Annotated in this window: 26 protein-coding genes and 3 pseudogenes; 15 read left to right on the top strand and 14 right to left on the bottom strand. The window is 56.6% G+C overall.

The features are described from left to right. Positions 1 to 251: 251 nt before the first annotated feature. From ACODTZ_RS33485 to ACODTZ_RS33475, 3 genes are read right to left on the bottom strand one after another with little or no spacing between them, the layout of a single operon-like run. Positions 252 to 989, bottom strand: a complete 738-nt coding sequence (locus ACODTZ_RS33485) for a hypothetical protein (protein WP_489031326.1) — start codon at positions 987 to 989, stop codon at positions 252 to 254. A gap of 52 nt (positions 990 to 1,041) precedes the next feature. After that, entirely contained in the window at positions 1,042 to 1,845 is an 804-nt protein-coding gene (locus tag ACODTZ_RS33480; RefSeq protein WP_489031324.1) for a competence protein CoiA, read from the bottom strand. 55 nt (positions 1,846 to 1,900) lie between these two features. Then, entirely contained in the window at positions 1,901 to 2,839 is a 939-nt protein-coding gene (locus tag ACODTZ_RS33475) for a hypothetical protein (RefSeq protein ID WP_489031322.1), read from the bottom strand. Between the two features lie 178 nt (positions 2,840 to 3,017). On the opposite strand from ACODTZ_RS33475, the gene ACODTZ_RS33470 reads away from it, so the two are divergent. From ACODTZ_RS33470 to ACODTZ_RS33450, 5 genes are all read left to right on the top strand, one after another. Next, positions 3,018 to 4,487 (top strand): RES family NAD+ phosphorylase, encoded by a 1,470-nt coding sequence (locus tag ACODTZ_RS33470; RefSeq protein ID WP_489031320.1) that lies wholly within the window; start codon positions 3,018 to 3,020, stop codon positions 4,485 to 4,487. 182 nt (positions 4,488 to 4,669) lie between these two features. Next, positions 4,670 to 5,527 carry a hypothetical protein gene (locus ACODTZ_RS33465; RefSeq protein ID WP_489031318.1) on the top strand — a complete coding sequence of 286 codons (858 nt, stop codon included), beginning with the start codon at positions 4,670 to 4,672 and terminating at the stop codon, positions 5,525 to 5,527. Between the two features lie 212 nt (positions 5,528 to 5,739). Continuing rightward, a complete protein-coding gene (locus ACODTZ_RS33460; protein ID WP_489031316.1) occupies positions 5,740 to 6,015 on the top strand; it encodes a hypothetical protein in 276 nt (91 codons plus the stop codon). Positions 6,016 to 6,355: 340 nt separating this feature from the next. Continuing rightward, the gene (locus ACODTZ_RS33455) at positions 6,356 to 6,889 is read left to right on the top strand and encodes a hypothetical protein (RefSeq protein ID WP_489031314.1); all 534 of its coding nucleotides are present in this window, start codon (positions 6,356 to 6,358) and stop codon (positions 6,887 to 6,889) included. A gap of 12 nt (positions 6,890 to 6,901) precedes the next feature. Beyond that, on the top strand, positions 6,902 to 7,390 hold the full coding sequence (locus tag ACODTZ_RS33450) for a hypothetical protein (RefSeq protein ID WP_489031312.1): 489 nt from the start codon (positions 6,902 to 6,904) through the stop codon (positions 7,388 to 7,390). Here the strand turns inward: ACODTZ_RS33450 and ACODTZ_RS33445 are convergent. Beyond that, the gene (locus ACODTZ_RS33445) at positions 7,377 to 8,231 is read right to left on the bottom strand and encodes a DUF4238 domain-containing protein (RefSeq protein ID WP_489031310.1); all 855 of its coding nucleotides are present in this window, start codon (positions 8,229 to 8,231) and stop codon (positions 7,377 to 7,379) included. The genes ACODTZ_RS33450 and ACODTZ_RS33445 overlap by 14 nt on opposite strands. 6 nt (positions 8,232 to 8,237) lie before the next feature. Then, positions 8,238 to 8,555 (bottom strand): hypothetical protein, encoded by a 318-nt coding sequence (locus tag ACODTZ_RS33440; RefSeq protein ID WP_489031308.1) that lies wholly within the window; start codon positions 8,553 to 8,555, stop codon positions 8,238 to 8,240. A gap of 108 nt (positions 8,556 to 8,663) precedes the next feature. Between ACODTZ_RS33440 and ACODTZ_RS33435 the strand changes: the two genes are divergently transcribed. Together ACODTZ_RS33435 and ACODTZ_RS33430 are read left to right on the top strand one after the other, a co-directional pair. Further along, entirely contained in the window at positions 8,664 to 8,882 is a 219-nt protein-coding gene (locus ACODTZ_RS33435; protein ID WP_489031306.1) for a hypothetical protein, read from the top strand. A gap of 723 nt (positions 8,883 to 9,605) precedes the next feature. Further along, a complete protein-coding gene (locus tag ACODTZ_RS33430) occupies positions 9,606 to 10,139 on the top strand; it encodes an acyloxyacyl hydrolase (RefSeq protein ID WP_489031304.1) in 534 nt (177 codons plus the stop codon). 242 nt (positions 10,140 to 10,381) lie between these two features. Here the strand turns inward: ACODTZ_RS33430 and ACODTZ_RS33425 are convergent, their stop codons facing one another. From ACODTZ_RS33425 to ACODTZ_RS33415, 3 genes and pseudogenes are all read right to left on the bottom strand, one after another. Then, on the bottom strand, positions 10,382 to 10,669 hold the full coding sequence (locus ACODTZ_RS33425) for a hypothetical protein (protein ID WP_489031302.1): 288 nt from the start codon (positions 10,667 to 10,669) through the stop codon (positions 10,382 to 10,384). 23 nt (positions 10,670 to 10,692) lie between these two features. After that, a pseudogene (locus tag ACODTZ_RS33420) lies at positions 10,693 to 10,779 on the bottom strand (DUF3606 domain-containing protein); the annotation flags it as partial. 95 nt (positions 10,780 to 10,874) lie between these two features. Then, positions 10,875 to 11,108 (bottom strand): annotated as a pseudogene (locus ACODTZ_RS33415) (hypothetical protein). 242 nt (positions 11,109 to 11,350) lie between these two features. On the opposite strand from ACODTZ_RS33415, the gene ku (ACODTZ_RS33410) reads away from it, so the two are divergent. The 4 genes and pseudogenes from ku (ACODTZ_RS33410) to ACODTZ_RS33395 all read left to right on the top strand — a co-directional run bounded on the left by ku (ACODTZ_RS33410) (position 11,351) and on the right by ACODTZ_RS33395 (position 13,748). Continuing rightward, on the top strand, positions 11,351 to 12,268 hold the full coding sequence (gene ku, locus ACODTZ_RS33410) for a non-homologous end joining protein Ku (protein ID WP_489031300.1): 918 nt from the start codon (positions 11,351 to 11,353) through the stop codon (positions 12,266 to 12,268). An 11-nt stretch (positions 12,269 to 12,279) separates the two neighbouring features. Then, entirely contained in the window at positions 12,280 to 13,092 is an 813-nt protein-coding gene (gene ku / locus ACODTZ_RS33405; RefSeq protein WP_489031298.1) for a non-homologous end joining protein Ku, read from the top strand. Position 13,093: 1 nt separating this feature from the next. Beyond that, positions 13,094 to 13,353 (top strand): annotated as a pseudogene (locus ACODTZ_RS33400) (hypothetical protein). Positions 13,354 to 13,460: 107 nt separating this feature from the next. Beyond that, a complete protein-coding gene (locus tag ACODTZ_RS33395; protein ID WP_489031296.1) occupies positions 13,461 to 13,748 on the top strand; it encodes a hypothetical protein in 288 nt (95 codons plus the stop codon). 183 nt (positions 13,749 to 13,931) lie between these two features. Here ACODTZ_RS33395 and ACODTZ_RS33390 read toward each other — a convergent pair whose 3' ends face one another. The 3 genes from ACODTZ_RS33390 to ACODTZ_RS33380 form a co-directional block, all read right to left on the bottom strand. Then, positions 13,932 to 14,159, bottom strand: coding sequence for a hypothetical protein (locus ACODTZ_RS33390; RefSeq protein ID WP_489031294.1), 228 nt, complete (start codon positions 14,157 to 14,159; stop codon positions 13,932 to 13,934). Positions 14,160 to 14,215: 56 nt separating this feature from the next. Next, the gene (locus tag ACODTZ_RS33385; RefSeq protein ID WP_489031292.1) at positions 14,216 to 14,686 is read right to left on the bottom strand and encodes an Hsp20 family protein; all 471 of its coding nucleotides are present in this window, start codon (positions 14,684 to 14,686) and stop codon (positions 14,216 to 14,218) included. A gap of 364 nt (positions 14,687 to 15,050) precedes the next feature. Next, complete coding sequence (locus tag ACODTZ_RS33380) at positions 15,051 to 15,500, bottom strand: DUF2383 domain-containing protein (RefSeq protein WP_489031290.1); 450 nt, start codon at positions 15,498 to 15,500, stop codon at positions 15,051 to 15,053. A 152-nt stretch (positions 15,501 to 15,652) separates the two neighbouring features. Between ACODTZ_RS33380 and ACODTZ_RS33375 the strand changes: the two genes are divergently transcribed. From ACODTZ_RS33375 to ACODTZ_RS33360, 4 genes are all read left to right on the top strand, one after another. Further along, positions 15,653 to 16,210 (top strand): hypothetical protein, encoded by a 558-nt coding sequence (locus ACODTZ_RS33375; RefSeq protein WP_489031288.1) that lies wholly within the window; start codon positions 15,653 to 15,655, stop codon positions 16,208 to 16,210. Positions 16,211 to 16,412: 202 nt separating this feature from the next. Beyond that, complete coding sequence (locus ACODTZ_RS33370) at positions 16,413 to 17,516, top strand: helix-turn-helix transcriptional regulator (RefSeq protein WP_489031383.1); 1,104 nt, start codon at positions 16,413 to 16,415, stop codon at positions 17,514 to 17,516. A gap of 99 nt (positions 17,517 to 17,615) precedes the next feature. Further along, positions 17,616 to 18,527: a class I SAM-dependent methyltransferase gene (locus ACODTZ_RS33365; protein WP_489031286.1), complete on the top strand. Its 912-nt coding sequence runs from the start codon at positions 17,616 to 17,618 to the stop codon at positions 18,525 to 18,527. A gap of 264 nt (positions 18,528 to 18,791) precedes the next feature. Continuing rightward, entirely contained in the window at positions 18,792 to 19,022 is a 231-nt protein-coding gene (locus tag ACODTZ_RS33360; protein WP_489031284.1) for a RidA family protein, read from the top strand. A 16-nt stretch (positions 19,023 to 19,038) separates the two neighbouring features. Here the strand turns inward: ACODTZ_RS33360 and ACODTZ_RS33355 are convergent, their stop codons facing one another. The 3 genes from ACODTZ_RS33355 to ACODTZ_RS33345 form a co-directional block, all read right to left on the bottom strand. Beyond that, positions 19,039 to 19,536 (bottom strand): GGDEF domain-containing protein, encoded by a 498-nt coding sequence (locus ACODTZ_RS33355; protein WP_489031282.1) that lies wholly within the window; start codon positions 19,534 to 19,536, stop codon positions 19,039 to 19,041. Between the two features lie 29 nt (positions 19,537 to 19,565). After that, positions 19,566 to 20,327, bottom strand: coding sequence for a PAS domain S-box protein (locus tag ACODTZ_RS33350; protein ID WP_489031280.1), 762 nt, complete (start codon positions 20,325 to 20,327; stop codon positions 19,566 to 19,568). Between the two features lie 180 nt (positions 20,328 to 20,507). Further along, positions 20,508 to 20,966: a heparin lyase I family protein gene (locus tag ACODTZ_RS33345; RefSeq protein ID WP_489031381.1), complete on the bottom strand. Its 459-nt coding sequence runs from the start codon at positions 20,964 to 20,966 to the stop codon at positions 20,508 to 20,510. Between the last annotated feature and the right edge of the window lie 39 nt (positions 20,967 to 21,005).

Below are 21,005 nucleotides of genomic sequence, written 5' to 3'. Positions count from 1 at the left end.
ACTCGCAGAGAAGCAGGTCGCCAGTGTCACCTTCAGCAGCCTACACACGAGATCATCGCTGGGATGTGGTCGAGTGGTGAATGCGTCACAAGGTCTGCCGCTCGGCGTTCAAAAGCAGCTGTAAGATGTTGGGGCCCGACTACGGCAAGTACAGCTCTTAGCGCCGTGTACGCGATCGGTCCCACGCCAAAGGCTTCAGCTCTTGAGCCGCTCTGGAAAAACCAAATTGCTGCCGCGTCAACCCAATCACTTCAAGCCTCTGCGATTCTCCAGTAGCGGAGAGCGTGCCGGACTTCGTCCCGCGGGTAATAGTCCCCGGCCTCGACAAGATCCCGCCGGATCGCCGTCAGTCTCCGGTCGGCATCGGCCTTGATCGCATCAGTTATCGCGACAGTACCGAGCGGAAGCTTCGACTCTCCCTTTCGCGGCCAGCTCTTTGGCCACGCTGACCAATCGTTCCAGTCGTCGAGAGCTTTATTGGTCGCTTCCATTGTCTCGTGGTCGCATTGCCAGCGATAAAGGTTGCGAGCACAAAGCCGGAGCATCGCCTTTATTTCCGGCATGGTGTCCGTGAACGCCTTCAACGGCGTCGGCAAAAGCACCATGTTACCGATGCAAGAGTAGAAGCGATGGTCCGACACAACATCGTTTGACTTCTGGAATGTCGCATCATCGACGCCCCAAAGGTGACAACAAGACCAGTTCGGGCGGTTCTTCTTGCGGAGCCCGAGCGCCTTCGTCAGCGCTTCGTTGGCATTCAAGTTCCCCTCGAATTTATGAGTCTTTGACCTGCTCACACGGTTCGTGTTCATCCGCGGCTCCGACCAGTTGGCATTGTAGAAGTACTTCCGGCGTGCGTGCTCCGGATACCAAACCGGAAGATAGTGAAACGTTTCGGGGGCGACCCATCTGGCCGTCCTCTCCACAAGCGAGGCTATCTCCGCGAGACCGATTTGCGCTCTGAGCGCCTCGAGCCCGTCATCAATCACGTACGTATCTCCTGCATTTCTTGAAACATTGAGCCGACACCCGCTTCAATCATCATATTCGGTAAAATCTTGTAGCAATGGCCCGTGCATCGGTTTCGATCATCGCGTCGTGGATAAATTTGGCTTTCGCCACCCGATAGACGACGTCGAGACCATCAGTGCCGTATCGGGTGAGCTGGAAAAGCCATTCGTCACCGAAGTCGATGTAAACCGGGCATTGCGCATCCAACCATGTTTTCCGCGGCCTGACCCAGTGATATTGTTGGTGACCGCGATAGGTCGCCATGAGATGTTCCACATCCCTTGCTGCATGGAGCAGCACCAAACCACCGGGCTCGTGGCCGGGGTTCTCTGATCGTCTCCAGAACATTCCCCTGTTTGCGCCGTGCAGGCCACGAGCTGCTTTGAACCAGACGAGATCTTTTGCTTCCTCGTTCTCTGGATCGGGCAGAAAATGATAGAGATCGAACTGCTTTCGGAACCCTCTGCCGTCCACGATCCACACTAGATTTTGATAGAATTCCTCTCGCGATTGTCGCTCTTTGTCGGTCATCGCCGAGTGCTGGACCTCAATGACAATTCCCGTGCGTGTAATGATGTCGGCGCGATGGATCTCTCCATCCGGGGCCACTTTGACCTGCTCCCGACAATCGATTGGGAAGTGGCCCTTCCATTGACGGTGCCAATCTGTTTCGTTCTCCCACCAAGGATCACAGTCTTTCCTATGGGCATGCGCCCAATGATGCATGACGCGCGGGCCACATTTAGCAAGCATGGGTGCCCCGCAACTTGGGCACAAACCCTTCAAATGCGAGCGCGCCTCGCATCGCTCGTTTTCAACCAGTGCGTATTGCAACTACTTGCTTCCCCAGGCTCAATGAAGTCTCAGCTCAAATCGACGGCAGCCACAGCTATCTCATCTCGTCCAATCGATTGGTGGGACGGATTTCCAAGGTCGTTAGGTCGATTTCTTGCATTCCAGGGGAGAGCCTTCTGTCCGGATCGCCTGTGGACACGAAGAGACCCGTCGTTGTCGACTTGAATTGGTTGTCCCCAACCAACCCACGGTATCGGACGGCCACCATGAGGACGTACGTAACGCTGTCGCCCCTTTGCTCTTGCCTCTCCTCTTCGCTGTACCAATAGACGCCAACAGTCTGTGCTTCAGACTCAGTGTCTGGAGCAATGTTGAGTGGGCGGCTGTATGCAGACGGTGGCGCCTTAAGCTCTTCCGCAAAACTCGTCAAAGACTCATCGATTTCGCTGAACGGATATAGATTGCAGATAATCTCGACACCCACCGCAGGTGTGCGTCCGGAGTGCGTAATTTTAAGGGTCGCGCTCACCCTCAGTCTGTCATTCCGCGCACGAACCTTGGTGACATTGACTTCGGTGATCCTAAGCCAAGGACGGTTCTCGAGTTCGAAAGCGTGGCGGGAGAGTTCAAGCGCATCAATGCTCGCTTTGACGGCAACTGCGCCTTGCGCGAAAGTCCGTGCGATCCAGACCAAGCCGAGCAGCCCGAACACCGCCTGGGCCGCCGAGATAAACACTATCCACGCAGTCCAGTCAGCCACGGTCTGCTGAGCCACGAGATCCAACCTGTCGTGGCGAACCGCTTCTGTTCCGGAGATGACTTCAACGACGCAGCGGATCTGGTCATTACCGGAAAGAATCCCGCATTTTTCCGCCGCCGCATCATGTTGGTCCTTTACGGCGAAGGACTCCTGGGCTTCGAGCAAACCCTTCTTGTTGGAGTTGGTCGCACCCAAATCGTATAGCCAGAAGGCGGTCAGTATTGCGATTGCGGCTAGCAACCCGCCTTTGATCACATAACCTATTTTCGTCATTAAATATTCGCCACTACGTTGTCGTGCGCCTTGGATACAATTACTCCGTACGATTCGCTATCGAGGGCCTCTCGTTCGTCCAGGCCGAGAAAGGCGTCTGGCTCGTTGACAAGGATCCGCCTCGATATCTTGATTTCGGGCATAGTGGCGAACAATAAATTCACGACCGGAGACAACGATGGACAGAGACATAGAAGACAGGTTGCTTTGCGAGGGCTGCGTTCAGGAACCCTACCTGAGCGCGTTGATCTCCAAAGAGGGAACTGATGCCCAATGCGACTATTGCGGCAATCAGGACATGTGCTTTCAGATGTCGAGGATCTGTGATGAGGTGCATGGTGCATTCGAACGCCACTTCTCACGCGCCCGAATGGAGATGAACAGTTACGAATGGGCCATGCACAGGGACCCCGATAGTTCGTTTGAATTCGAGCCAGACGGAGAGCAGGCCATCTACGCCATCATGGGCGTGGCCGATGTATCCGAGGCGGTTGCCTCTGACATTCAGGAGGTTCTGGCGGAGCGGTTCAGGGACTTCGATGCCGATCAGATAGGCGAGACAACCGAATATGACAGCGAACTGCATTATGAAGAGGTGAAACCTAACGACCGCGAGTGGCATCGGGCATGGCTTTCTTTCGAACGATCCCTCAAGACCGAGGCCAGATTTTTTAGCGGCCATGCACTGCAGGTCCTCAACAGCGTGTTCGAGGGCATCGGAACGATGACGACCAAGCGCGGCGGCCCTCTCGTCGTGGAAGGTGGGCCAGGAACCGTTTACGAACACTTGTTCCGAGCGCGCGCTTTTCAGTCTGGAGAGAAGCTGGAGGCAGCCTTGCTGCGACCAGACAAGGAAATTGGTCCTCCTCCGTCGGCCTTCGCGGCATCCGGGCGCATGAACGCTCGAGGCATTTCCGCATTCTATGGCGCAACTGATCCCGAAACCGCAATTGCGGAGGTTCGTCCGCCTGTAGGCAGCAAAGTCGCGATCGGCAAATTCAGGCTAATCAGATCAATCAGGCTTCTTGATCTCACGGCGCTTCGTGGGGCCACCGCCCCAAAGGGAAGTTTCTTCGATCCGAGTTACGCAGACACGATCAGTCGCATGTCGTTCCTTAGAGACTTGAGCAGACGAATGTCGCGACCTGTCATGCCGGATGACCAAGAATTTGAATATCTTCCCACCCAGGCTGTGGCGGATTTTCTGGCAACGGATATGGTGGGACCGCTTGACGGGATTATCTTCCCGTCGGTGCAGGCGGGCGGCGAGGCACAAAATGTCGTGTTATTTCATAAAGCCTCTCTCGTGCAGAAGATCGTTATCCCAACAGACACAGAGACCGCCGTTTATCAGGAGCGAACCGACGAGGACGGGTTTTATCCTGAGTATTCAGTTACCTGGCGCCTCCCTCCGGATAAGAAGCCGGAACCTCCGCGGAGTCACGCCTTCGGGGACCCGTTGATGGGCATGTGGACCGTTCCGACTGCTGCCGAAGACGATATGGATTTCGGCAGCGCGAGGTTGGAGACCTTGACGATATCCTCGAAAGACCTGGAAGTCAGGCACATTGACGCTGTCCGGTTCGACACTGAAGATTTCGAGGTTGGCTTCTCCCAGTACAAGCGGCAGGCAGTATCCGACTACTAGCGCGAACTGTCGTCCCCGATCAGCCCCTTTCGAAGCGACGTCCAGCCGGTGACAGGTAAGCACGATGCGGAGGCACTCGAAATGCCGCCTCTGCTTGCTTAAAATTCGAGCCTTGCCCTTCACGCGTTTTCAGGATGTGCCTTGTAGATCCGAGACAAATGCAACCTGAAGGGCACTCATCCATGCTGGCCAAGCCGACCGCCGTAACCGTTCCCGAAATCAAAAAACACCTCGTCGAATTCACCGAATGGTTCGACGCTGCATTGGCCAATGCAGATCTCGGGATTTCCCTGGATGCAACATTTCACCTTCGCCATCTCGACACTGTCGTTGGCTTCGAACTCGACGAAATAACCGACGCCTTCCGGCTCGGACGCGTCACCTCCAACGAGGTGGAGACTGCCGTTTCCGCAATTTCGGAAAAGCTTTCGGACTCCGGGCGCCCCGCCCTACTCGTCGAGAGCGCCTCGGAGGCGCCCGCAATTGGGACGGCCCTTATCACGATATTTGCCTCCGCGATCCATTTCCTTCGTTCGGGAGAGAGATACGCGCCTCTTCTCCTGGCGGCGAACTACAAGGAATGGGAGCGGGCGCGGCACGCGATGCGGCAGTTCCTGGTGCTTTACGGGGATCTCTGCATCCGGCTGACAGGCGAGCAGCTTCAGTCAGCGCCGAGCGTTTCAGAGGACTTCTGCCTGCAGGATTACCTGTACGATCTCTTCCAGGACGACCATTATCCTGGCGGCCTTTCGCACACGGAACAGATGACGCTGTCGGCGACGGCGATCCGTTCCCGGGGCGGAATGGCGGAAACAATTGTCAGTCACCGCGAGAATGCGTTGGAGCGCGGGCGCGAGCTGATGCTGCTGCTCGACAACTCTCTCATGTCCCCGCGAGCCGGACTGGGCAAGACGAGCTCTAGCAAGCCGTCCCTGGTCAGCCGAATGCTGAACGATCTCAATAACGAAATCCGGATGAATGAGGTCTCTGCGATGGCGTTTGGGTTCTCGCCCAGCACTCGCCCGCGCGCCCCGAAATGACGAGCTAGGCGAAGGCAGCTTGTGGCACGAGGGCGAGCGAGCGGTGACGCAGGAGGCGTCCTGTGCTAGATTGCTGTGAACCCTCAAAACGCAGGGATCTGGGTTGCATTCGATGATCGGCGTCCTTGTTCAGTCATGGCGGTTTGAACGTGCGGGCCTCCGGTTTTCGGAACGTCGTTACGATGGACCTTCCCCCGGTAGGCTTATTCACGATGGCCCTTTCGACCAGCGACCGATCGAGGATCGGCATACATTCGTACTTCATCAGTGAAGTGGGTCTTTCAAAAGAAGGGTCCGAGAGAGTGCAACAAGTATTGGGGCGTTTGTATGCCCTTGGTGATTGGGCTGCGGGCGAGATCATTGAGCAGCAACGCCGCGAGTTGGATCGGCTGGAAAGTGGCTATTTCGATCTCAAGCCAAGATTGATGGTCCGGCACCTTCACTCTGCAATCATGCCTGCGCTCGCCACAGGTGTAAATTCTTTCTAAAACACCCCCTTCAAGACCCTAACAAATTTGTCGAAAATTTTAACTATTGGGTGCGACCATCTGATTCCGGAAAAGAAACTGGAGAAAGATGGAATGAGGCAGTTCATCAAGCAGCTGTTCTTCGCTATCATAATTGCCGTCGCGAGCGCCGTAGTGGCGGAGGCAACAAAGGCGTTCTTTGGCCCAGCCAGGTCCCCCACACTGATTGAACGGCCGTCCGCCCGGCCGATACCTGTGGCTTCCAACGACATCAGCTTGCTGTGAAGGCGCAGCTGGTTGAAAGCGTTTATGGACGTTCAACCAGTACCGTGCATAATGCGGCCTCTGGTTGGGGGTATCTATGCTCACAAAATATTTGGCGTTAACGCTTACCCTGCTTCCCTGTCATGCGTTTGCTCAAAGTGCCGAGGAAACCGTCGCCTATATTATGGTTGGGGCGGACGATGGCGTCTCCGCAAAGGCTTACACCGGCTCCAAGTGGAAGCAGACCGCGAAAATGCAGGACGTGGTGCAATATTCGATCCGGAATGAAGGAAGTGTTCAGGATGTCGAGGTGGAGCGCGTTTCCGATTGCCGTTACAAATTCCTGACCTCTATCACCTACCTCATTCCTGCCACTAGGGTCATCAAGTCCAGTGAATGGGAGCTGGATTTCACAAACGCCCGCGATTTCACGATCAACACGATGTCGGACGGGACCGGCTTCTTATTTGACATCAACGGACTTGAGACAGAATGCCGCCCACATCCCGACAAACCTTCGGAGGGAAGCTGCATGAACACCGTAGGATTTTTCAGCATGGCTGATCCTGTCCGCGCCACCAACGCCCTAAAATATCTCAAAGACAAATACTGCGCTGGGAAAGCGTTCTAACCGAGGCTCTCTATGAACATCAAGCGCGGCCTGTTTCGGCTCTGGCTCGTTCTAACTGTCATCTGGATTGTCGTGTGCGGCCTCATAGGCTGGCCAGAAATCAAACGCGACCGATGGATCGCTGGAACGCCGTGGTACGAGGCGGACCCTTTGGCCGATCTCCCCGTACGCTGCGAAGATGCTCGTGGCACCTACAACATTGATTACGCCATGCGCCCCGCAGTTGAGCCTTGGAACCGTTATCGGAGGCCGCCGCAGGCGTGTTGGTATAGTCGCGATCGGTTCCTCGCGCTTTGGCCAGAGTTTAACGGTCTTGATGCAGTCACCCTTTCGGATCAGCTCTACGCTAAGCTCGGCTGGTCGCGTGGCTTTGATGGTGACCCTTACGAGCGAACAAAGCCAGTCGTTGCGATGATCATGCTCCCGCCGATTGTATCTCTGGTGATCGGATGGATGCTGGTGTGGGCCTTCTCCGGCTTTTCCAGACCTAAGATCCTCTGATGAACGAAGGTGAGTCCCGCTTACCCATGTCGGTCATCTGGCTTCCGTCCAGGCCATAGATAAACTTTTTGGCCTGCCCGATGGCGGCATCATTCGCAGCTCGCACCAGCCCGCCAAGCGGCTTAACGGCGGTTTCGTCCAAGCACTGCTTTGTAGTAAAAGCCACAAACAACTTCGTCGGGCTGATCGGGATGGCGAAATGCCCGTCATAGCGTCCGAGCCCGTTGGTCATCATCACCGGTCGGTCGGAGGTCACCAGCCTACGGGACATGCGACTGGTATCGAACACCTGCCAGTACATGCCCTTAATGAGCCGGAGCACACTACGATTCTCCATAAGCCGCGTCATCGTGAGCACGGCCGACCGCTCCGCATGCGTTGGGTCTAGCTGCTCAATCCAGTCTTCGAAAAGCTCGGGATCGCCATCCCTTCTCTCCGCTTCGTACCGCCGCTGGAATTCGGCATCGGGTGCCAGCAACGTTTCCCGAAAATGCCGCTTGAATTTCGCAACCTCCTCGGGATTGCGGAAGACCAGCGAGAGCAGGAACCGAGCCCACGAATGCCGGACGTCAGCATCGGTAGGTATCTTTCCGGCAATTAGCATGTCGCGCGCCTTCACGGCAGAATCATCCACAAAGCTCATGAAGAACTTTTCGACGTTCTGTTTCGTCTCCTCTGTGACACCAGGCAGGGTGTAGAGGTCGATGGCGTAGCAGGTCTGCTTGGTAAAGACCCGCTTGGTTGTGATCCGATCGCGATAGCCTCGCTTAAACTCTTGAAGCTGTCCATCCTCGCCCAGCCAAGGCCGGAGGTAGAATTGCGGGATATAGTGGTGTTTCACGCAAGATCACTTCTTAGATGCAGCTCCGCCCTTATACCATTTGTTCCAGTTGATGCCCTTTCCCCTGTCGCGTGGGTCGAACCACTCTCCACCGAATTCTTCCATAAAAGCTTCAGCTCCGGCTCTCGTGGCAAAGCAGTGCACGTTGTAGCCCTTGTCCTCAAACATCACCGAATGCCCGCGGCTACAGCGCATGAGGGGTTTGCAGAACTCGTACTGCGCCTCCCCGAGCTTGCCATACGATAGCTCGGCAGGGAGTGCGATTTGATGGGGCCAGCCACGGTCGATGCCTGCTGGCGTCAATTCACCTTTTCTTCGGCTCATGGTCGGATGTTCCGTATATGTTCCTTATAAGCCTCCGTAGTTACGGCTTGAGTAGCGCCGTGTCCACCCCGATCTGCAAAGATGGCTATTACCCAAAAGGAACCGACAATGCCAAAACCCAGCAACCACTTCGAAGGAAGCGACCTCCTCACGAAGTTCATCAGGGAGTTCGACCTAAGGCCAGGCTACGTCCTGCCCCAGAAGAGCTTCTCCGGGTTCGCCCAGAGGAGCGGCTTAGAGTACGACCAGCTTGCAGCGATCTTTGACGCTGCTGCGGCTCAAGGTAAGCTCGATAAGCGCAAGGACCACTCATACTTCGTAGTGTGATGGGGCTTGGCTGCACGGTCGGTGGATAGCCCCTGTGCAGCCATTTCCTTCCGGCAGAGGCTCAGCTCCATGGCTGCGTGCCGCTCCAGCTCCGCATCCCGCAATACTCGGCAATCAGTCGCTTTTCGTGGACGGGTCGCACATCAGGCTTTCCGATAAATCGCTTTACCACACTGAACCACTGGTCCGTTGCCACAAAGGCAGTTCAGCTGCGCTCAATCCCGTTGAGACAGATCACCTGCGAGCGAAAATGAAAGTCTGCGGCGGACCCGATCTCCGGTAACACACCTTTCGCTTCATCGCTTGCCAGCGCTTTTTATCAATGGCCATGATGACAACGTATTCACGGATTCTGCGCCTTGTGACACGCAGGGTGGCACCACTTCACCGTGAAGGACCCTGCACTAATTTCTGCGCCATATGCCCCGGGTGAGCTTTATCACGGCACGGTGGCGAATTACCGTCAAGGTTTGCCTCTGCAGCAGGATCAGCGCTACATTGAGCATTTCTGAGCTCGTGCGTACTGCCACCGAAGTGCACCGCTTGTTGCACCTAACGTGCTCAGATTGTTGCAAATTCGCAGCACCACCGACAATCTGTCTGTTTGTCGATCTATCTGCTTTAAAGAATCGATTTGGCTGTTACCAATCCTCTAAGATGATTCGCGAGGGACTAAAGGCAGTGGCATCGAACATAATGGAATTGACTGGCCGCGCGACTCTAATGGCGGCAGGACTGGCCAGCATCTTCGTTACCTCCGTGGCAGCTTATGCGGATGAAAAGATCTTTGATGAATTGCGCTTTGGCGCTTCTGCATCCGTTCAGGGTGGGCACAGCCACGAAGATGGCGTCTTCCCCGAAGTCACGGTCTTCTTCGATCCATTTGGTCAGAATACGGCAACCAACTGGAAGCAGACGCTCGCCCGCCCGCGCATTAACCTCGGCACCTCGATCGGCACCTCGGGTGAAGCCACCCAAGTCTTTGGCGGCCTATCATGGACCGTCAATTTCAACGAGAAGGTCTTTGCCGAGGCAGGTTTCGGCGGCGTCTGGCACAATGGTAACCTTGACTATGCCAAGGACGGCCCGGAGCTCGGCTGTCACTTCATGTTCCATGAGTATGTCGGTGCGGGCTATCGCTTTGACGCGCACTGGAACGTCATCGCACAGGTCGCTCACTCCTCGCACGCCAACCTGTGCGATGGTCCCAATAGCGGCATGACACGCGCCGGGATCCAGGTGGGCTACAAGTTTTGAACCTTCAGAGCTTGCTCAAGTGGTAGTTAGCCGTCGCTTTCGGCGTGATCGACATGTGCCTTTTGCACTACGTATGTGAACGCTAATTGCCTGAAGTCTCGGGCGTTTTTGCGGCATCTGCGTCTTGCTGTCGGTCGAAGTTGAGTTAGCATAGGCGGTCGCTTGGGAGTTTCTGGATACACTCGAGCGACAGGCGAAGGGCGTGTCTCCCCAAAGCTGACCCTTCGCCACCTCCCTATCATTCAGTGTAGCGTCGGCTCAGCTAGCAAATGCGTATGCCTGGCATGGAACGTCATAATCAGGCTCATCGCGCGGACAGCCACATCCTCGGCAAGAGCAGTGTCGGAAGCAGCAAGGTCGTCTGCCACCTCCCGTAACGCCAATCCAACCGAACGCATCACCATCTCTAGTGCGTCCTCGCCCTCGGAAGCCGCCAACGCTGCCGTGTCCGCAAGCGTGGTGGCCAGTCCTTCTAGGACAGCGCGCCGTTCGATTGGCGGAAGTCTGCGAAAGTCATTGACGGCTTTCATTTTTTATAGAGTTCTGCTTCGGCCTTCTTGGCCTCATACTTCACCTCTTGATCCTCCCCTGCGGCGACGCGAGCGCGATCCTGTGCGCGGCCTCTCGATGTCGTTGCCATCTTTGTCTTCTCCCGTTTCGATTACCGGATCAACTTGCAGGGATTCAATCTGTTCCGGAAGCAAGGTAAGACGTGCATAGTGGTGCGCCCGAGGGCTAATGCGTGCTGTCCGACGACGGCGCATTCACACGCGTCCCCGCGATCCCGACGTATGTCGAAATCAAGGTGGCGGCCATCATCTCGGCCGAGCGGCATCCGTTGTCGTAGAGTTCAATCGCCGCATCGCAAAGGAAGGATGAAGCGCGGTCATCCCACACTACCCCGTAATGTCGGTACCAAGCGCTGACCGCTTTTCACATCAAAAGATGGTCTTCCTGAGCCTTTGACATGGGCGCCTCGACAGAGCTGATGAATTGGTAGTCGAGCAACGTGCGACAGATTCCGTGGTTCCTCCTTGGAGCCTTCCCAAGGCGGAAAATCGGGTCGACGTAAATTTTGCAATCGCAAAGCAAGCGTCTGAATCAATCTCTTAGCGCGATTCCGTAACCCATTGAAAAATGATTCGCTTTGAGTCGGAACGAATCACCGCCGCACGTCTTGAGTCGCAGGCTAGTGATTCGGAGTAAAGCGTATGGCATCGGGACATCGCGCCCAATGGAAGGGCTTCCTCAAATTCGGCGAAGTGAGCTGTGGCGTGGCGCTTTATACGGCGGCCAGCACCTCTGAACGCATCACCTTCACTACGATCAACAAAGCATCGGGGAACCGGGTCAACCGCGTCTTCATAGACAGCGAGACCGAGGATGCCGTTCCGAAGGAGAAGCAGACCAAGGGCTTCGAGATCGAAAACGGCCGGTACATCATCATCGATCCGGAAGAGGTCGCGGCGACGATCCCAGAGAGCAACAAGACATTGGAGATCGAAGCGTTCATCCCCTGCTCGGAAGTTGACGACGTCTATTTCGACAAGCCCTATTATTTGACCCCGGACAAGATGGGCGGCGACGCCTTCGTGGCACTGCGAGACAGTATGAGGAAGTCGAAGGTTGCGGCAATCGCCCGCGCCGTCCTCTTTCGGAGGATGCGGACGGTTCTCATACGTCCACACGGCAAGGGTTTGATCGCCACCACGATCAATTACGACTACGAAGTCCGCTCGTCGAAGAAGGCTTTCGAGGAAATGCCGAAGCTGAAGATCGAGGGCGAGATGCTCGATCTCGCAAAGCATATCATCGGCACGAAGAAGGGCGAGTTCGACCCGGCCACCTTTGACGATCGGTACGAAGCGGCCCTCGCCGAGCTGGTGAAGGCGAAGATCGAAGGCAAGTCGCTTCCGAAGCCGAAGAAGGTCGAGGTCTCCAAGCCGAACGATCTGCTGGCGGCTCTCCGCGAAAGCGCTGGCCTGCTGAAGGCTGGCGCCCACGTCGAGCCCAAAACGAAACGCACCGCCGCCAATGCCAATCAGGGCACTGGTCGGCAGCGCGCCGCGCGCGGGGTGGCGTCGAAGGCCGCCTCCTCCGGAGCCGCTCCGCGTCGCAAGGCAAGCTGAGGGAGATAGTCATGGCGCCCAAGTACTACTGGAAAGGCTATCTGAAACTGTCCCTCGTCACCTGCCCTGTCGCTATGACCCCGGCGACTAGCGAGAGCGAGAAAGTTCGCTTCCACACGCTGAATAAGGATACCGGAAACCGCGTCGTCTCCCAGTACGTCGACAGCGTCACCGGGAAGCCCGTCAAGGATGAGAACGAAGCCAAAGGATACGCGCGCGGCGAGAACGATTATATCATCCTCACCGAGGATGATTTGGATCGCGTCGCATTGGACACCGTTAAGACCATCGACATCGAGAAGTTTGTCCCGGCTGACAGCATCGAATGGATCTACCTTGAGAAGCCGCATTACCTCATGCCGGATGATGCCGTTGGAAACGAGGCCTTTGCAGTCATCCGAGACGCCATGAAGTCCGATGGCGTCGTCGGCGTTTCGAAGCTGGTCATGGGCCGCCGCGAGCGTGCCGTCATTCTGGAGCCGCGTGACGAGGGCATCGTTCTCTGGTCGCTCCGGTTCGGCGACGAGGTGCGGCCGGAAGAGAGCTATTTCGAAGACATCGAGGACGAAGCCGATCCCGACTTAGTGCCGCTCGTGCAGAAGCTGATCAAGCAGAAGTCTGCTCACTGGTCGCCGGAGATGGTCAGCGACCCGATCCAGATCAGCCTGCTGAAGCTCATCGAGGAGAAGAAGAAGGCGCTCAAGCCCAAGAAGGTAGCCAAGGGCAGCAAGGCGGAAGCCCCAGCGAGAAGCAACGTCGTCAACATCATGGATGCGCTGCGGAAGTCGGTGGAGGCAGATCTCAAGGGCAAAAAGGCTGGATGACATGCATTTGCTGGAAACCAAGGTCCCACACGAAACGACAGGCTGGCGCGTCGACTTCCTCGGCGACGACGGCGAGGAAGTCTCGATCAAGGTATCGGATGGCCATGCTGCCAACGAGGACGAAGCCGTCGACCGCGCAAAGGAGGTCATGGTGCAGCTGACGGCATTCGGCACCCGTGTGGCGGTCGGAGCGTCAACGCGTACGACGCCATGAGCAACGGTAACTTTGACGATGAGCCGCTCCTCGACACCTGGCACTGACAGTCAGCAGACACTCAAGATTGTCGAAATCTACGATAGCCCGCGCAGCCTATGTAGGCAATGACTGCATTAAGAAGGGCCGCACGGCAGCGTGGCTGATAGCGGGCATGAGCCCCGTCACGGGAAAGGTCGCCGTTTTCGTCGGTAGTCATCGCTATCTCGCTCAGGAATTAAACGTCACACTTCCGAAGTTTGCCATTGTCCTGAGTAGGTTGGCGACAAGTTTCTACGACTTGCGACTGTCGCTCAGCACGCCGCCCCTTGGCGGCCGATCTGTCGGCACCATCTCTTGTGCCATGATCTACTTTGCGAACGACACGCACTTCGGCGACATTCGTATTCTGCTTCTTGCCCGCCGCCCGTCCCGGATATGGCCGCCCACGATGCCGCGTTAACCGAAATTGGGATAGGATCGTCAGCGATGACGACAATTCGCAGGCTCGCCTTGCCTGCCCCGACGTCCGTTGGGGCAGCTGCACTATAGGTTGGCTAGCCGTTACTCAACACGCCAACAATATCTTGCACTACGCGGACCATCTAGTAGCTCACCAAGACGCCAGCATGAGCATGCTGGCGTCCTAATGCTCAGTCAAAAATTCCCTCGCCGCAGCGACCATAGACATCAGCTGGTGCGGCTCGCGAACCCCCTGTCTGTAGAGATCGACGACGATCTTCGCCACTCTGTCAGCTTCCTCCGACCCCTTCGAGATCTTCCCCTCCTCAAGGATCCAGTCGAAGACAGGCTGACAGACTTTAAGATCGTGCTGGTCGAAGCCGACGGGCTTCTGAACGTTGATGTGACGCATACTCGATACCTACGGTGGAGTGCGCGCAGCCCTCCACCGTCCTCCCTACCATGATATCAGGCGACTTTTTTCTTGGCTTCGATCTGCAGCGGAGCCTGCGTCTCCGGGCTGTTGCCGACTGCAATCTTCCGCGGCTTCATCGCTTCAGGGATCTCGCGGCGCAGTTCAACATTGAGCAAGCCATTCTTAAGTGACGCCTGTTCGACACGGACGTGGTCGGCGAGCTCGAACTTGCGCTCGAAGGACCGTCCAGCAATGCCGCGATGAAGGTACTCGCCTTCCGATGCGTCGTCTTTCCTGCCCTTCACCACAAGCACATTGCGTTCCTGCGTGATCTCGAGGTCGGCCTCAGAGAAGCCTGCGACCGCCATTGTTATGAGATAGTCGCTGTCGCCGGACTTGACGATGTCGTACGGCGGCCATGCATCAACCGCCTGAGGCCGCTGCGAATTGTTGAGTAGGTTCAATACCCGGTCGAAACCGATGCTGGATCGATAGAATGGGGCGAAGTCGAATTCGTTTCTCATAGCCAAATCCTCCGTAAAGCGAGATGGATTGGGGATGCCACGTGGGACCTCCCGGTATCACCAGTCCCTCTGTGGCGACTGGCGGGCAAAAATCTGGTTTCGGCGTTTTTGCGATTCAAGAGCCTTCGTGAAATTTTTTGGATCTCAGAAGCGGGGGAGCGAGACCATATCCGGCAGGCGACGCTGATCCGAAAGCTGGCGGATTGGTGGAAGGTTCTCTACAAACCAAGGGCGCTCAACCCGTTATGGGAGCGCCCTTGTTCACCCGGATGTCCAGCGCTCGCGAAATCATTTCGCGGCGAAGCCGACAATCTTTGGTTTGGGTGTTGCCCGTAAATGATGTGTCGGCGACCGTTCTTCGAGATCAGAGCGTCTTCGCGGTCGTTTCCATCCAAGCGCGATGCTTCTCCTCATCCTGATGGGCCTTCATAAAAAAGGCCTTCGACGCCGGAATCGCATCCTCGTGGCGGGCGGCTCGCTCGTATGCGGTGACCGTGTCGTCCTCGTTGGTCTTCATCACCTTGAGGATGGCAGCGTCGCCCATCATGTCGGCGAGCGCAATCTTGCCTGTCGTCAGCATCTGCTTCATGTCGCCTTCCGTCGGCGCCTCAATACCCAGCTCGCGGGCCATCTCCGTGAGGACCCGGACATGCTCGAGATGGTCCTCCTTGAAGACCGCAATCTGGCTGGCCAGTTCCCGACTGTCCAAACGCTCGATGCAGGAATCGTAGGCGGCGATTGCATCATATTCCAGATAGAGAAGATTCTTGACCAGATCCTTGATGTCGGACTCGTTACCCACCATAGTCACCATGTATGTTTGTCTCCTATGTTGTTGGAGCGTGGCAAACCTGCAGATGCTTAAGTTGTTCCAATGGATTAGGGTGTCTGATGGACGCGAGTGGTTTAACAGGCGCGCCGATCCTTGGAAGGATGTCGGGTCAGAACTCAACTCGGGCGGAAGCTATGATTGGCACCATCAATCAAACATGGAGCTTCGAGAAGCTGGTGAAGCTTTCCGGCTGGCGAAATGTCGTCACCACGAATGATCCGCCTACCGCTCTTGTTCATGATGGATGTGCGAATGAGAAAATCGTCACAAATGGCGTGGCCGCATACTACCTATCCGAAAAAGACCTTCCCGTTGAAGAGGTCGAGCGTGCGCGTCGGCTGCTTGAGTGGCTCCATGAACTTGGCGACTGGGCAGCGGGTGAAATCGTTGAGCGACATCGGCGCGACGGTGAGAGGATTTCCAGCGGCTACTATGAACTGAAGCCGAGGTTGAGCGTGCATCAGATGTTCGTGCGGCGATATGTCAAAAGGCATCCCGGCTCATCGACTGAGGAGATTTCAATGGGTGTAGCCCTTCCGTTCTCTGAGGTGCGAGCGCTGATCAATGAGCTTTGTGATCGCGGGATTCTCGTGGTCAGAGATCAGGGTGGATCCCGATATGAGCTGAGTGCCAGCGAGGAAGGCCGTTATCGCGATTTCGACGACCCGGCAGCCCCGGCTTCGACGTCGTAGCTTGCCATCCCCTTGGCATGCCTGGTGACGGCGGCCAGCAGATTGGTGCTTCACGGTAATTTACGGTGCAACCCGGCATCAGCCTCCTCCACTTGGAGGAGAGGAAGTGCCCGACACGGCACAAAGCCTCAACAATTTCAGTACTGGCGGCCACTCGCGCATAGTGCGAGAACTCACCTTTCACCATGCACCGGGGAATTGCATGCAGGCAGCGGAGACGACATCGCATCTGACAGACATGATCTATGGAAGCCTGTTCGGCGAATGCGACTGGCAGTCGTTTCTCGATGCGGTTGCCAAAACTTCACCGGATGGCAAGGCGGCTTTGCACTACCATGATCTGGCATCTCCGGTCGCGCACGTTCCGTTCATTTCTGGCTTCACTGATGCTGAGGTCGCGGATTTCAGCAGTCACTACGCGGCGGTGAACCCTTGGATTCCGCGGATGAACCGAGTGCCCGTCGGTCAGGGTCTCTGTGGCGACGAGATCTTCGCGCGTCGGGACCTGGTAAAGTCGGAGTTCTACAATGACTGGCTCAAGCGGCAGGCCGGATGCGAAACGAGTGTGGGCGTCTCCATTATCCGAGAGGAGACTCGGACGTTCATCCTGTCGCCAGCGACCTCGTCATCAAATCCTGAAACCAATCGGACTGCGGCCGAGCGTTACACTTTGCTCTCCCCTCACCTGAAGCGAGCATTCGACTTCATCCGCAAGCGCGACGTCGTTGCGCCGGAAGCTATTGGCGCAAAAGGCCTGTTCGACAGCATCGGGGCAGGTTTGCTCTATGTCTCCGAAAGACGTCGGCTCCGTTGGTCGAACCAAGCGGCGCAGCCAATGCTCGGCTCTGGCTTTCCGGTGTGTGTAGCACCGGACGGGAGAGTCTCGATCAGATGTGAGCGGTCGGCGGCAGCGCTGGAGTTGCTCCTTGTCCGCGGTGGCCAATATGCCCTGCCCAAGACATCGTTCGTTCGAGACGATAGCGGTCAAACCACTTACCGCATCACGGTCGTTAGACTGCAGTCCAGCAGGTTCACCGAATTTCTCGAGGGGCCAACCGTAGCCGTCATCGTGGAACCTACCTTCGCGACGCTGAAGGATCGCCAAAGATCGTTCTTGGAAAACTCCAAGCTAACCGCCACCGAGATCAAGGTGGCTCTTAGTGTCGCGTCCGGCAACACCCCAAGACAGACAGCCACGGCGTTTCAGATCGGATACGAAACCGTGCGGACGCATCTCAGGAGCGTCTACTTGAAACTGGGCGTGAACTCTCAGGTCGCTCTGGCTACCCTTTTGCTCGGCAGCTAGGCCGTTCTCTTTTCGTCACCGCCTCCTCCAGTTGGAGCATGTGCAGCCATTTTCTCCGAGGCAAAGTCGGCCGCCAGCCATACGCCAACGGAGATCGAAGTGAACGCCAACGATGCAGCTGACCAACTTGAAGACGTCATTCTCGCCGGAGGGCCAACTGCAGAGCAATATGGCGTCGTCGCCCGCGCGCTGGACGTCCTTCATGCTGAAGAGTTCGCCGTTCAAAGCGGGCTGGCCGTAAGGAAGGCGCACAACGACCGCTTCCAAGCCCTGCTCAATGCACACTGGGACGTTTTCGGCACGACGGCAAGCATGCAAGGGTTCGCCCGGTTGAAACCCCACGGCTATTCCGGCGACTTCGAGATCATCGAGCGCATCTACAACCGCACCACATCTGCTGATCCGACCCTCTCCCGGTGGGACGCGTTCTTCCACACAGCACCTGCCACCGACGCCGTGAGAAATCGCGCAGCGATGCTTGGAACGCTCTGCGACGAACACCGTCCCGCGTCGTTGCTGTCGGTTGGTTGCGGCCCCGGTCTCGATGTGAGGCCCATTCTCCAGTCGTCGTCGGGTCCGAGCACCGTAGTCCTGCTCGACAACGACATGAACGCAATCTCGCGCGCAGCCGCCAACCTGTCGGCATATCGCCGAGAAGCTACTCATTCCCTCGAATTCGTATGCCACAATGCTCTTAGATGGCGTCCGAACAACAGTTTCGATCTCATCTGGTCGTCCGGCCTCTTCGATTACCTAAATGACAAGACGGCGACCTTCCTCCTAAAGCGCTTCCTGTCGATGCTGGAGCCTGGCGGTCATGCGGTAGTTGGAAATTTCAGCCACATGCATTCTTCGCGATCTTATGTCGAGGCTGTAGGTAACTGGTTCCTCATCCATCGCTCCGAGGACGACATGATCCGGATGGCGGTATCTGCAGGATTCAATCCGGAAAAAGTCGAAGTCCGAGCAGATGCCACGGGGGTTAACCTCTTTCTCGTGGCGTCAGCGTAGGCGACGCGGGAGCGCTTTGCCCAGGTTCGGCTTCCAAGGGAGTCATCACGAAATGTCGCTCGCATGGCCTGTCACGTTCGATGAAGGTGGCGCTCGGGCACGTCGGGGAGGCTGTCGCAAGATGGCCTCCCATCGTGATATCGCTATGCTCGCTTTCCGCCCGGCGCCAATTCGAAGGTGGAGGGAGATCAATGCGAATTCATCAAACCCCGTGGACAGACTTCAAGGAATAAGAGATCGGTCAAATGCAGTCTTTGCTAAGTATTGCGCGAGGCAAACACGGGCTTCGAGAACTTGCTCAAGACGACAGTTTTCCTGACAAACCGTGATGATTCTCCGGAATTTGCGGAGGTCCGGAAGGCTCATCTCGGGTGCCAAAAGCCTGCCTCAACGCTTGTAATAGCGTCCGGCCTGGTCCACCCCGATCTCGTTGTCGAAGTCGAAGCAATTGCGGTCGCGCACGGGACCGAGGATGCCTCGCCCCGTGGATCCTGAGCAACGCTTCGCCGCCCTACTCAAGGGGCGCAACCAGGTACATGTTTTTTCCGGACGCTTTGGCTTGATAAAGAAGCCCATCAGCTCGAGCCAATATCCTCTCGATTGAGCGAGGCTTCGGCTGGGTCCACGTTCCGCCAACGCTTCCACAGACTTGAACGACGCCTTCGGTGAGTTCCACCGGCAGCTCCAATTCAAGCACCACGCGTTCGGCTATCTCCATCACGACATTCTCGCCGCCTTCGACCAGGATCGCAAACTCGTCGCCACCCGTTCGGACAACGGTGTGTTCAGTCCGAACCGCGCTCCTCAACCGCGTCGCCACTTCAACCAGCACGGCATCTCCGGCAGCGTGGCCGAAACGGTCGTTTGCTTCCTTGAAATCGTCGAGATCGATGGCGAGGAGCCCACATGCGGCGGAAGCCTCAAGCCGATTGAAAGCCCGATGGAGGCCGCGACGATTTGCTAACCCGGTCAAGGAGCCGGTTTCCGCTTGGAGTTCAGTCTGCTCCAAGCGCGCGTGTTCCGCAGTGAAGTCGATGACTACTCCGACGATCCGAAATGGTCGTCCATCTCTATCCCGAAGAAGTCTCCGGTCGCAGCGCATCCAGCGCAGACCTTCAAATGTGTCGAGGCGATATTCTGCGATAGACTTATCGACGGCTCCTTCCAGAAGCGGCGTAAGGTCGGCTGCAACGCGATCTTCTGTGTAGATCTTCGCCATGAGACTTCGAGGTCCATTTGAGCAGCTTGGGGACCGCCGATAAAGCAAGCCAGCCTTTCCGAGGTGATGAAGGCGTTTGTCCCAACGTCCATGTGCCAGAAGCCTCCGCGAACCGCCTCCATCGCAAGCTCAAGCTGCGCGTTCCGCTCGGCTATTTCGCGCTCGACGCGACGATCATCGCCGACATCCTCAACCTGCGCCAGAAGCCGGACAAGTTCGCCGTCCTTTCGACGCATGGCCGTCATCGTCAAGCATGCTTCTAGTTTGGTGCCGTCAGCGCGGAGGTAGTGCTTTTCGACCTTGTAGCTGCCCCGCCTGCCTTCCAGGATTTCAGACAGCATGTCGGTCTCTCGATCCTCCGAGCACGAGGCCGTCAACGACGACAATTCGATGGCAGCCAAGGACGAGGCGCTATAGCCAAGCATCGCCGCCAGAGCGCGGTTGGCCTTAATGACGATACCAGCACGATCCAGTAGTGCGAGGCCGATCAGAGTGGCCTCGAATGCGTTGTCGAACAGCTCTACGCGATCCTGTGGAGAGAGGTCCGGTCGAGGGAGCCGGGTTATATTGCTAACGGGCATCATGATAATCCAAGAAAGGGCGTATGCAGTTCAATGCTTGTCTCCCGGTAGAGTTCCGGGAGGACGCCTGGAGTTGACTTCGCGACCTTGCCGATACGTTAACGCATCCGGCTCGGTACGCGACCGGACAGTCGTCGGTCACGACCTCGAACTGGATCTAGGGATCGGAGCGATTGGCCGTCACTTCCGCCAGATACCGTCGTAGTACATGACAAGTGTCGGGGATGCCGCAGTTGCAGACAACCGATAGATGCCAAGCTTATAGAAGACACGCTTCGCAATCGTCGTACGACCCTTGAAGTCGTAGGCGAGATTCCCGTCTGCGTATACCTTAAAGTAGCCATCGTCTCGATTTCGCCAGTAGGCTTCAACCCGGATGTCGTGCCATCTGCCGCGAAGATCCTTTTCCGGTATGATTGTCCGGACGTCCTTGCCGAAAGTTCCGTTGTTCGTGTCGACCCGGCTCTTAACCTGTAGCCCACCGCCGTGGCTTTGATAGAAGAACTGGAAGGCCGGGTTGAACTGATTTTCCTGGTGGAACTGTCCCATGACGATCTCGCAGAGATCGGTTGGGTTCCAGTCCGACGGCAGATAGAAGCTCCAGCCGTAGGAACCCTTCGTATTGAATAGCCCCGAGATTTGTAGACACCTTCTTTCCTAATTTTGAGGCAAGAAGAG

It is taken from the genome of Rhizobium sp. FG113, from assembly GCF_057809895.1.
The sequence above is the reverse complement of the archived record's forward strand: the minus strand, read 5'-3'. Positions and strand labels throughout refer to the sequence as shown.

Excerpts from the sequence above, each read along its gene's own strand:
- ACODTZ_RS33440 (WP_489031308.1), bottom strand. The coding sequence starts at position 8,555 with ATGAGCCGAAGAAAAGGTGAATTGACGCCAGCAGGCATCGACCGTGGC.
- ku (WP_489031300.1), top strand. The coding sequence starts at position 11,351 with ATGGCATCGGGACATCGCGCCCAATGGAAGGGCTTCCTCAAATTCGGC.
- ACODTZ_RS33470 (WP_489031320.1), top strand. The coding sequence starts at position 3,018 with ATGGACAGAGACATAGAAGACAGGTTGCTTTGCGAGGGCTGCGTTCAG.
- ACODTZ_RS33425 (WP_489031302.1), bottom strand. The coding sequence starts at position 10,669 with ATGAAAGCCGTCAATGACTTTCGCAGACTTCCGCCAATCGAACGGCGC.
- ACODTZ_RS33370 (WP_489031383.1), top strand. The coding sequence starts at position 16,413 with ATGCAGGCAGCGGAGACGACATCGCATCTGACAGACATGATCTATGGA.
- ACODTZ_RS33435 (WP_489031306.1), top strand. The coding sequence starts at position 8,664 with ATGCCAAAACCCAGCAACCACTTCGAAGGAAGCGACCTCCTCACGAAG.
- ACODTZ_RS33450 (WP_489031312.1), top strand. The coding sequence starts at position 6,902 with ATGAACATCAAGCGCGGCCTGTTTCGGCTCTGGCTCGTTCTAACTGTC.
- ACODTZ_RS33430 (WP_489031304.1), top strand. The coding sequence starts at position 9,606 with ATGGCGGCAGGACTGGCCAGCATCTTCGTTACCTCCGTGGCAGCTTAT.
- ACODTZ_RS33380 (WP_489031290.1), bottom strand. The coding sequence starts at position 15,500 with ATGGTGACTATGGTGGGTAACGAGTCCGACATCAAGGATCTGGTCAAG.
- ACODTZ_RS33375 (WP_489031288.1), top strand. The coding sequence starts at position 15,653 with ATGATTGGCACCATCAATCAAACATGGAGCTTCGAGAAGCTGGTGAAG.
- ku (WP_489031298.1), top strand. The coding sequence starts at position 12,280 with ATGGCGCCCAAGTACTACTGGAAAGGCTATCTGAAACTGTCCCTCGTC.
- ACODTZ_RS33390 (WP_489031294.1), bottom strand. The coding sequence starts at position 14,159 with ATGCGTCACATCAACGTTCAGAAGCCCGTCGGCTTCGACCAGCACGAT.
- ACODTZ_RS33385 (WP_489031292.1), bottom strand. The coding sequence starts at position 14,686 with ATGAGAAACGAATTCGACTTCGCCCCATTCTATCGATCCAGCATCGGT.
- ACODTZ_RS33455 (WP_489031314.1), top strand. The coding sequence starts at position 6,356 with ATGCTCACAAAATATTTGGCGTTAACGCTTACCCTGCTTCCCTGTCAT.
- ACODTZ_RS33460 (WP_489031316.1), top strand. The coding sequence starts at position 5,740 with ATGGCCCTTTCGACCAGCGACCGATCGAGGATCGGCATACATTCGTAC.
- ACODTZ_RS33350 (WP_489031280.1), bottom strand. The coding sequence starts at position 20,327 with ATGCCCGTTAGCAATATAACCCGGCTCCCTCGACCGGACCTCTCTCCA.
- ACODTZ_RS33475 (WP_489031322.1), bottom strand. The coding sequence starts at position 2,839 with ATGACGAAAATAGGTTATGTGATCAAAGGCGGGTTGCTAGCCGCAATC.
- ACODTZ_RS33395 (WP_489031296.1), top strand. The coding sequence starts at position 13,461 with ATGAGCCCCGTCACGGGAAAGGTCGCCGTTTTCGTCGGTAGTCATCGC.
- ACODTZ_RS33465 (WP_489031318.1), top strand. The coding sequence starts at position 4,670 with ATGCTGGCCAAGCCGACCGCCGTAACCGTTCCCGAAATCAAAAAACAC.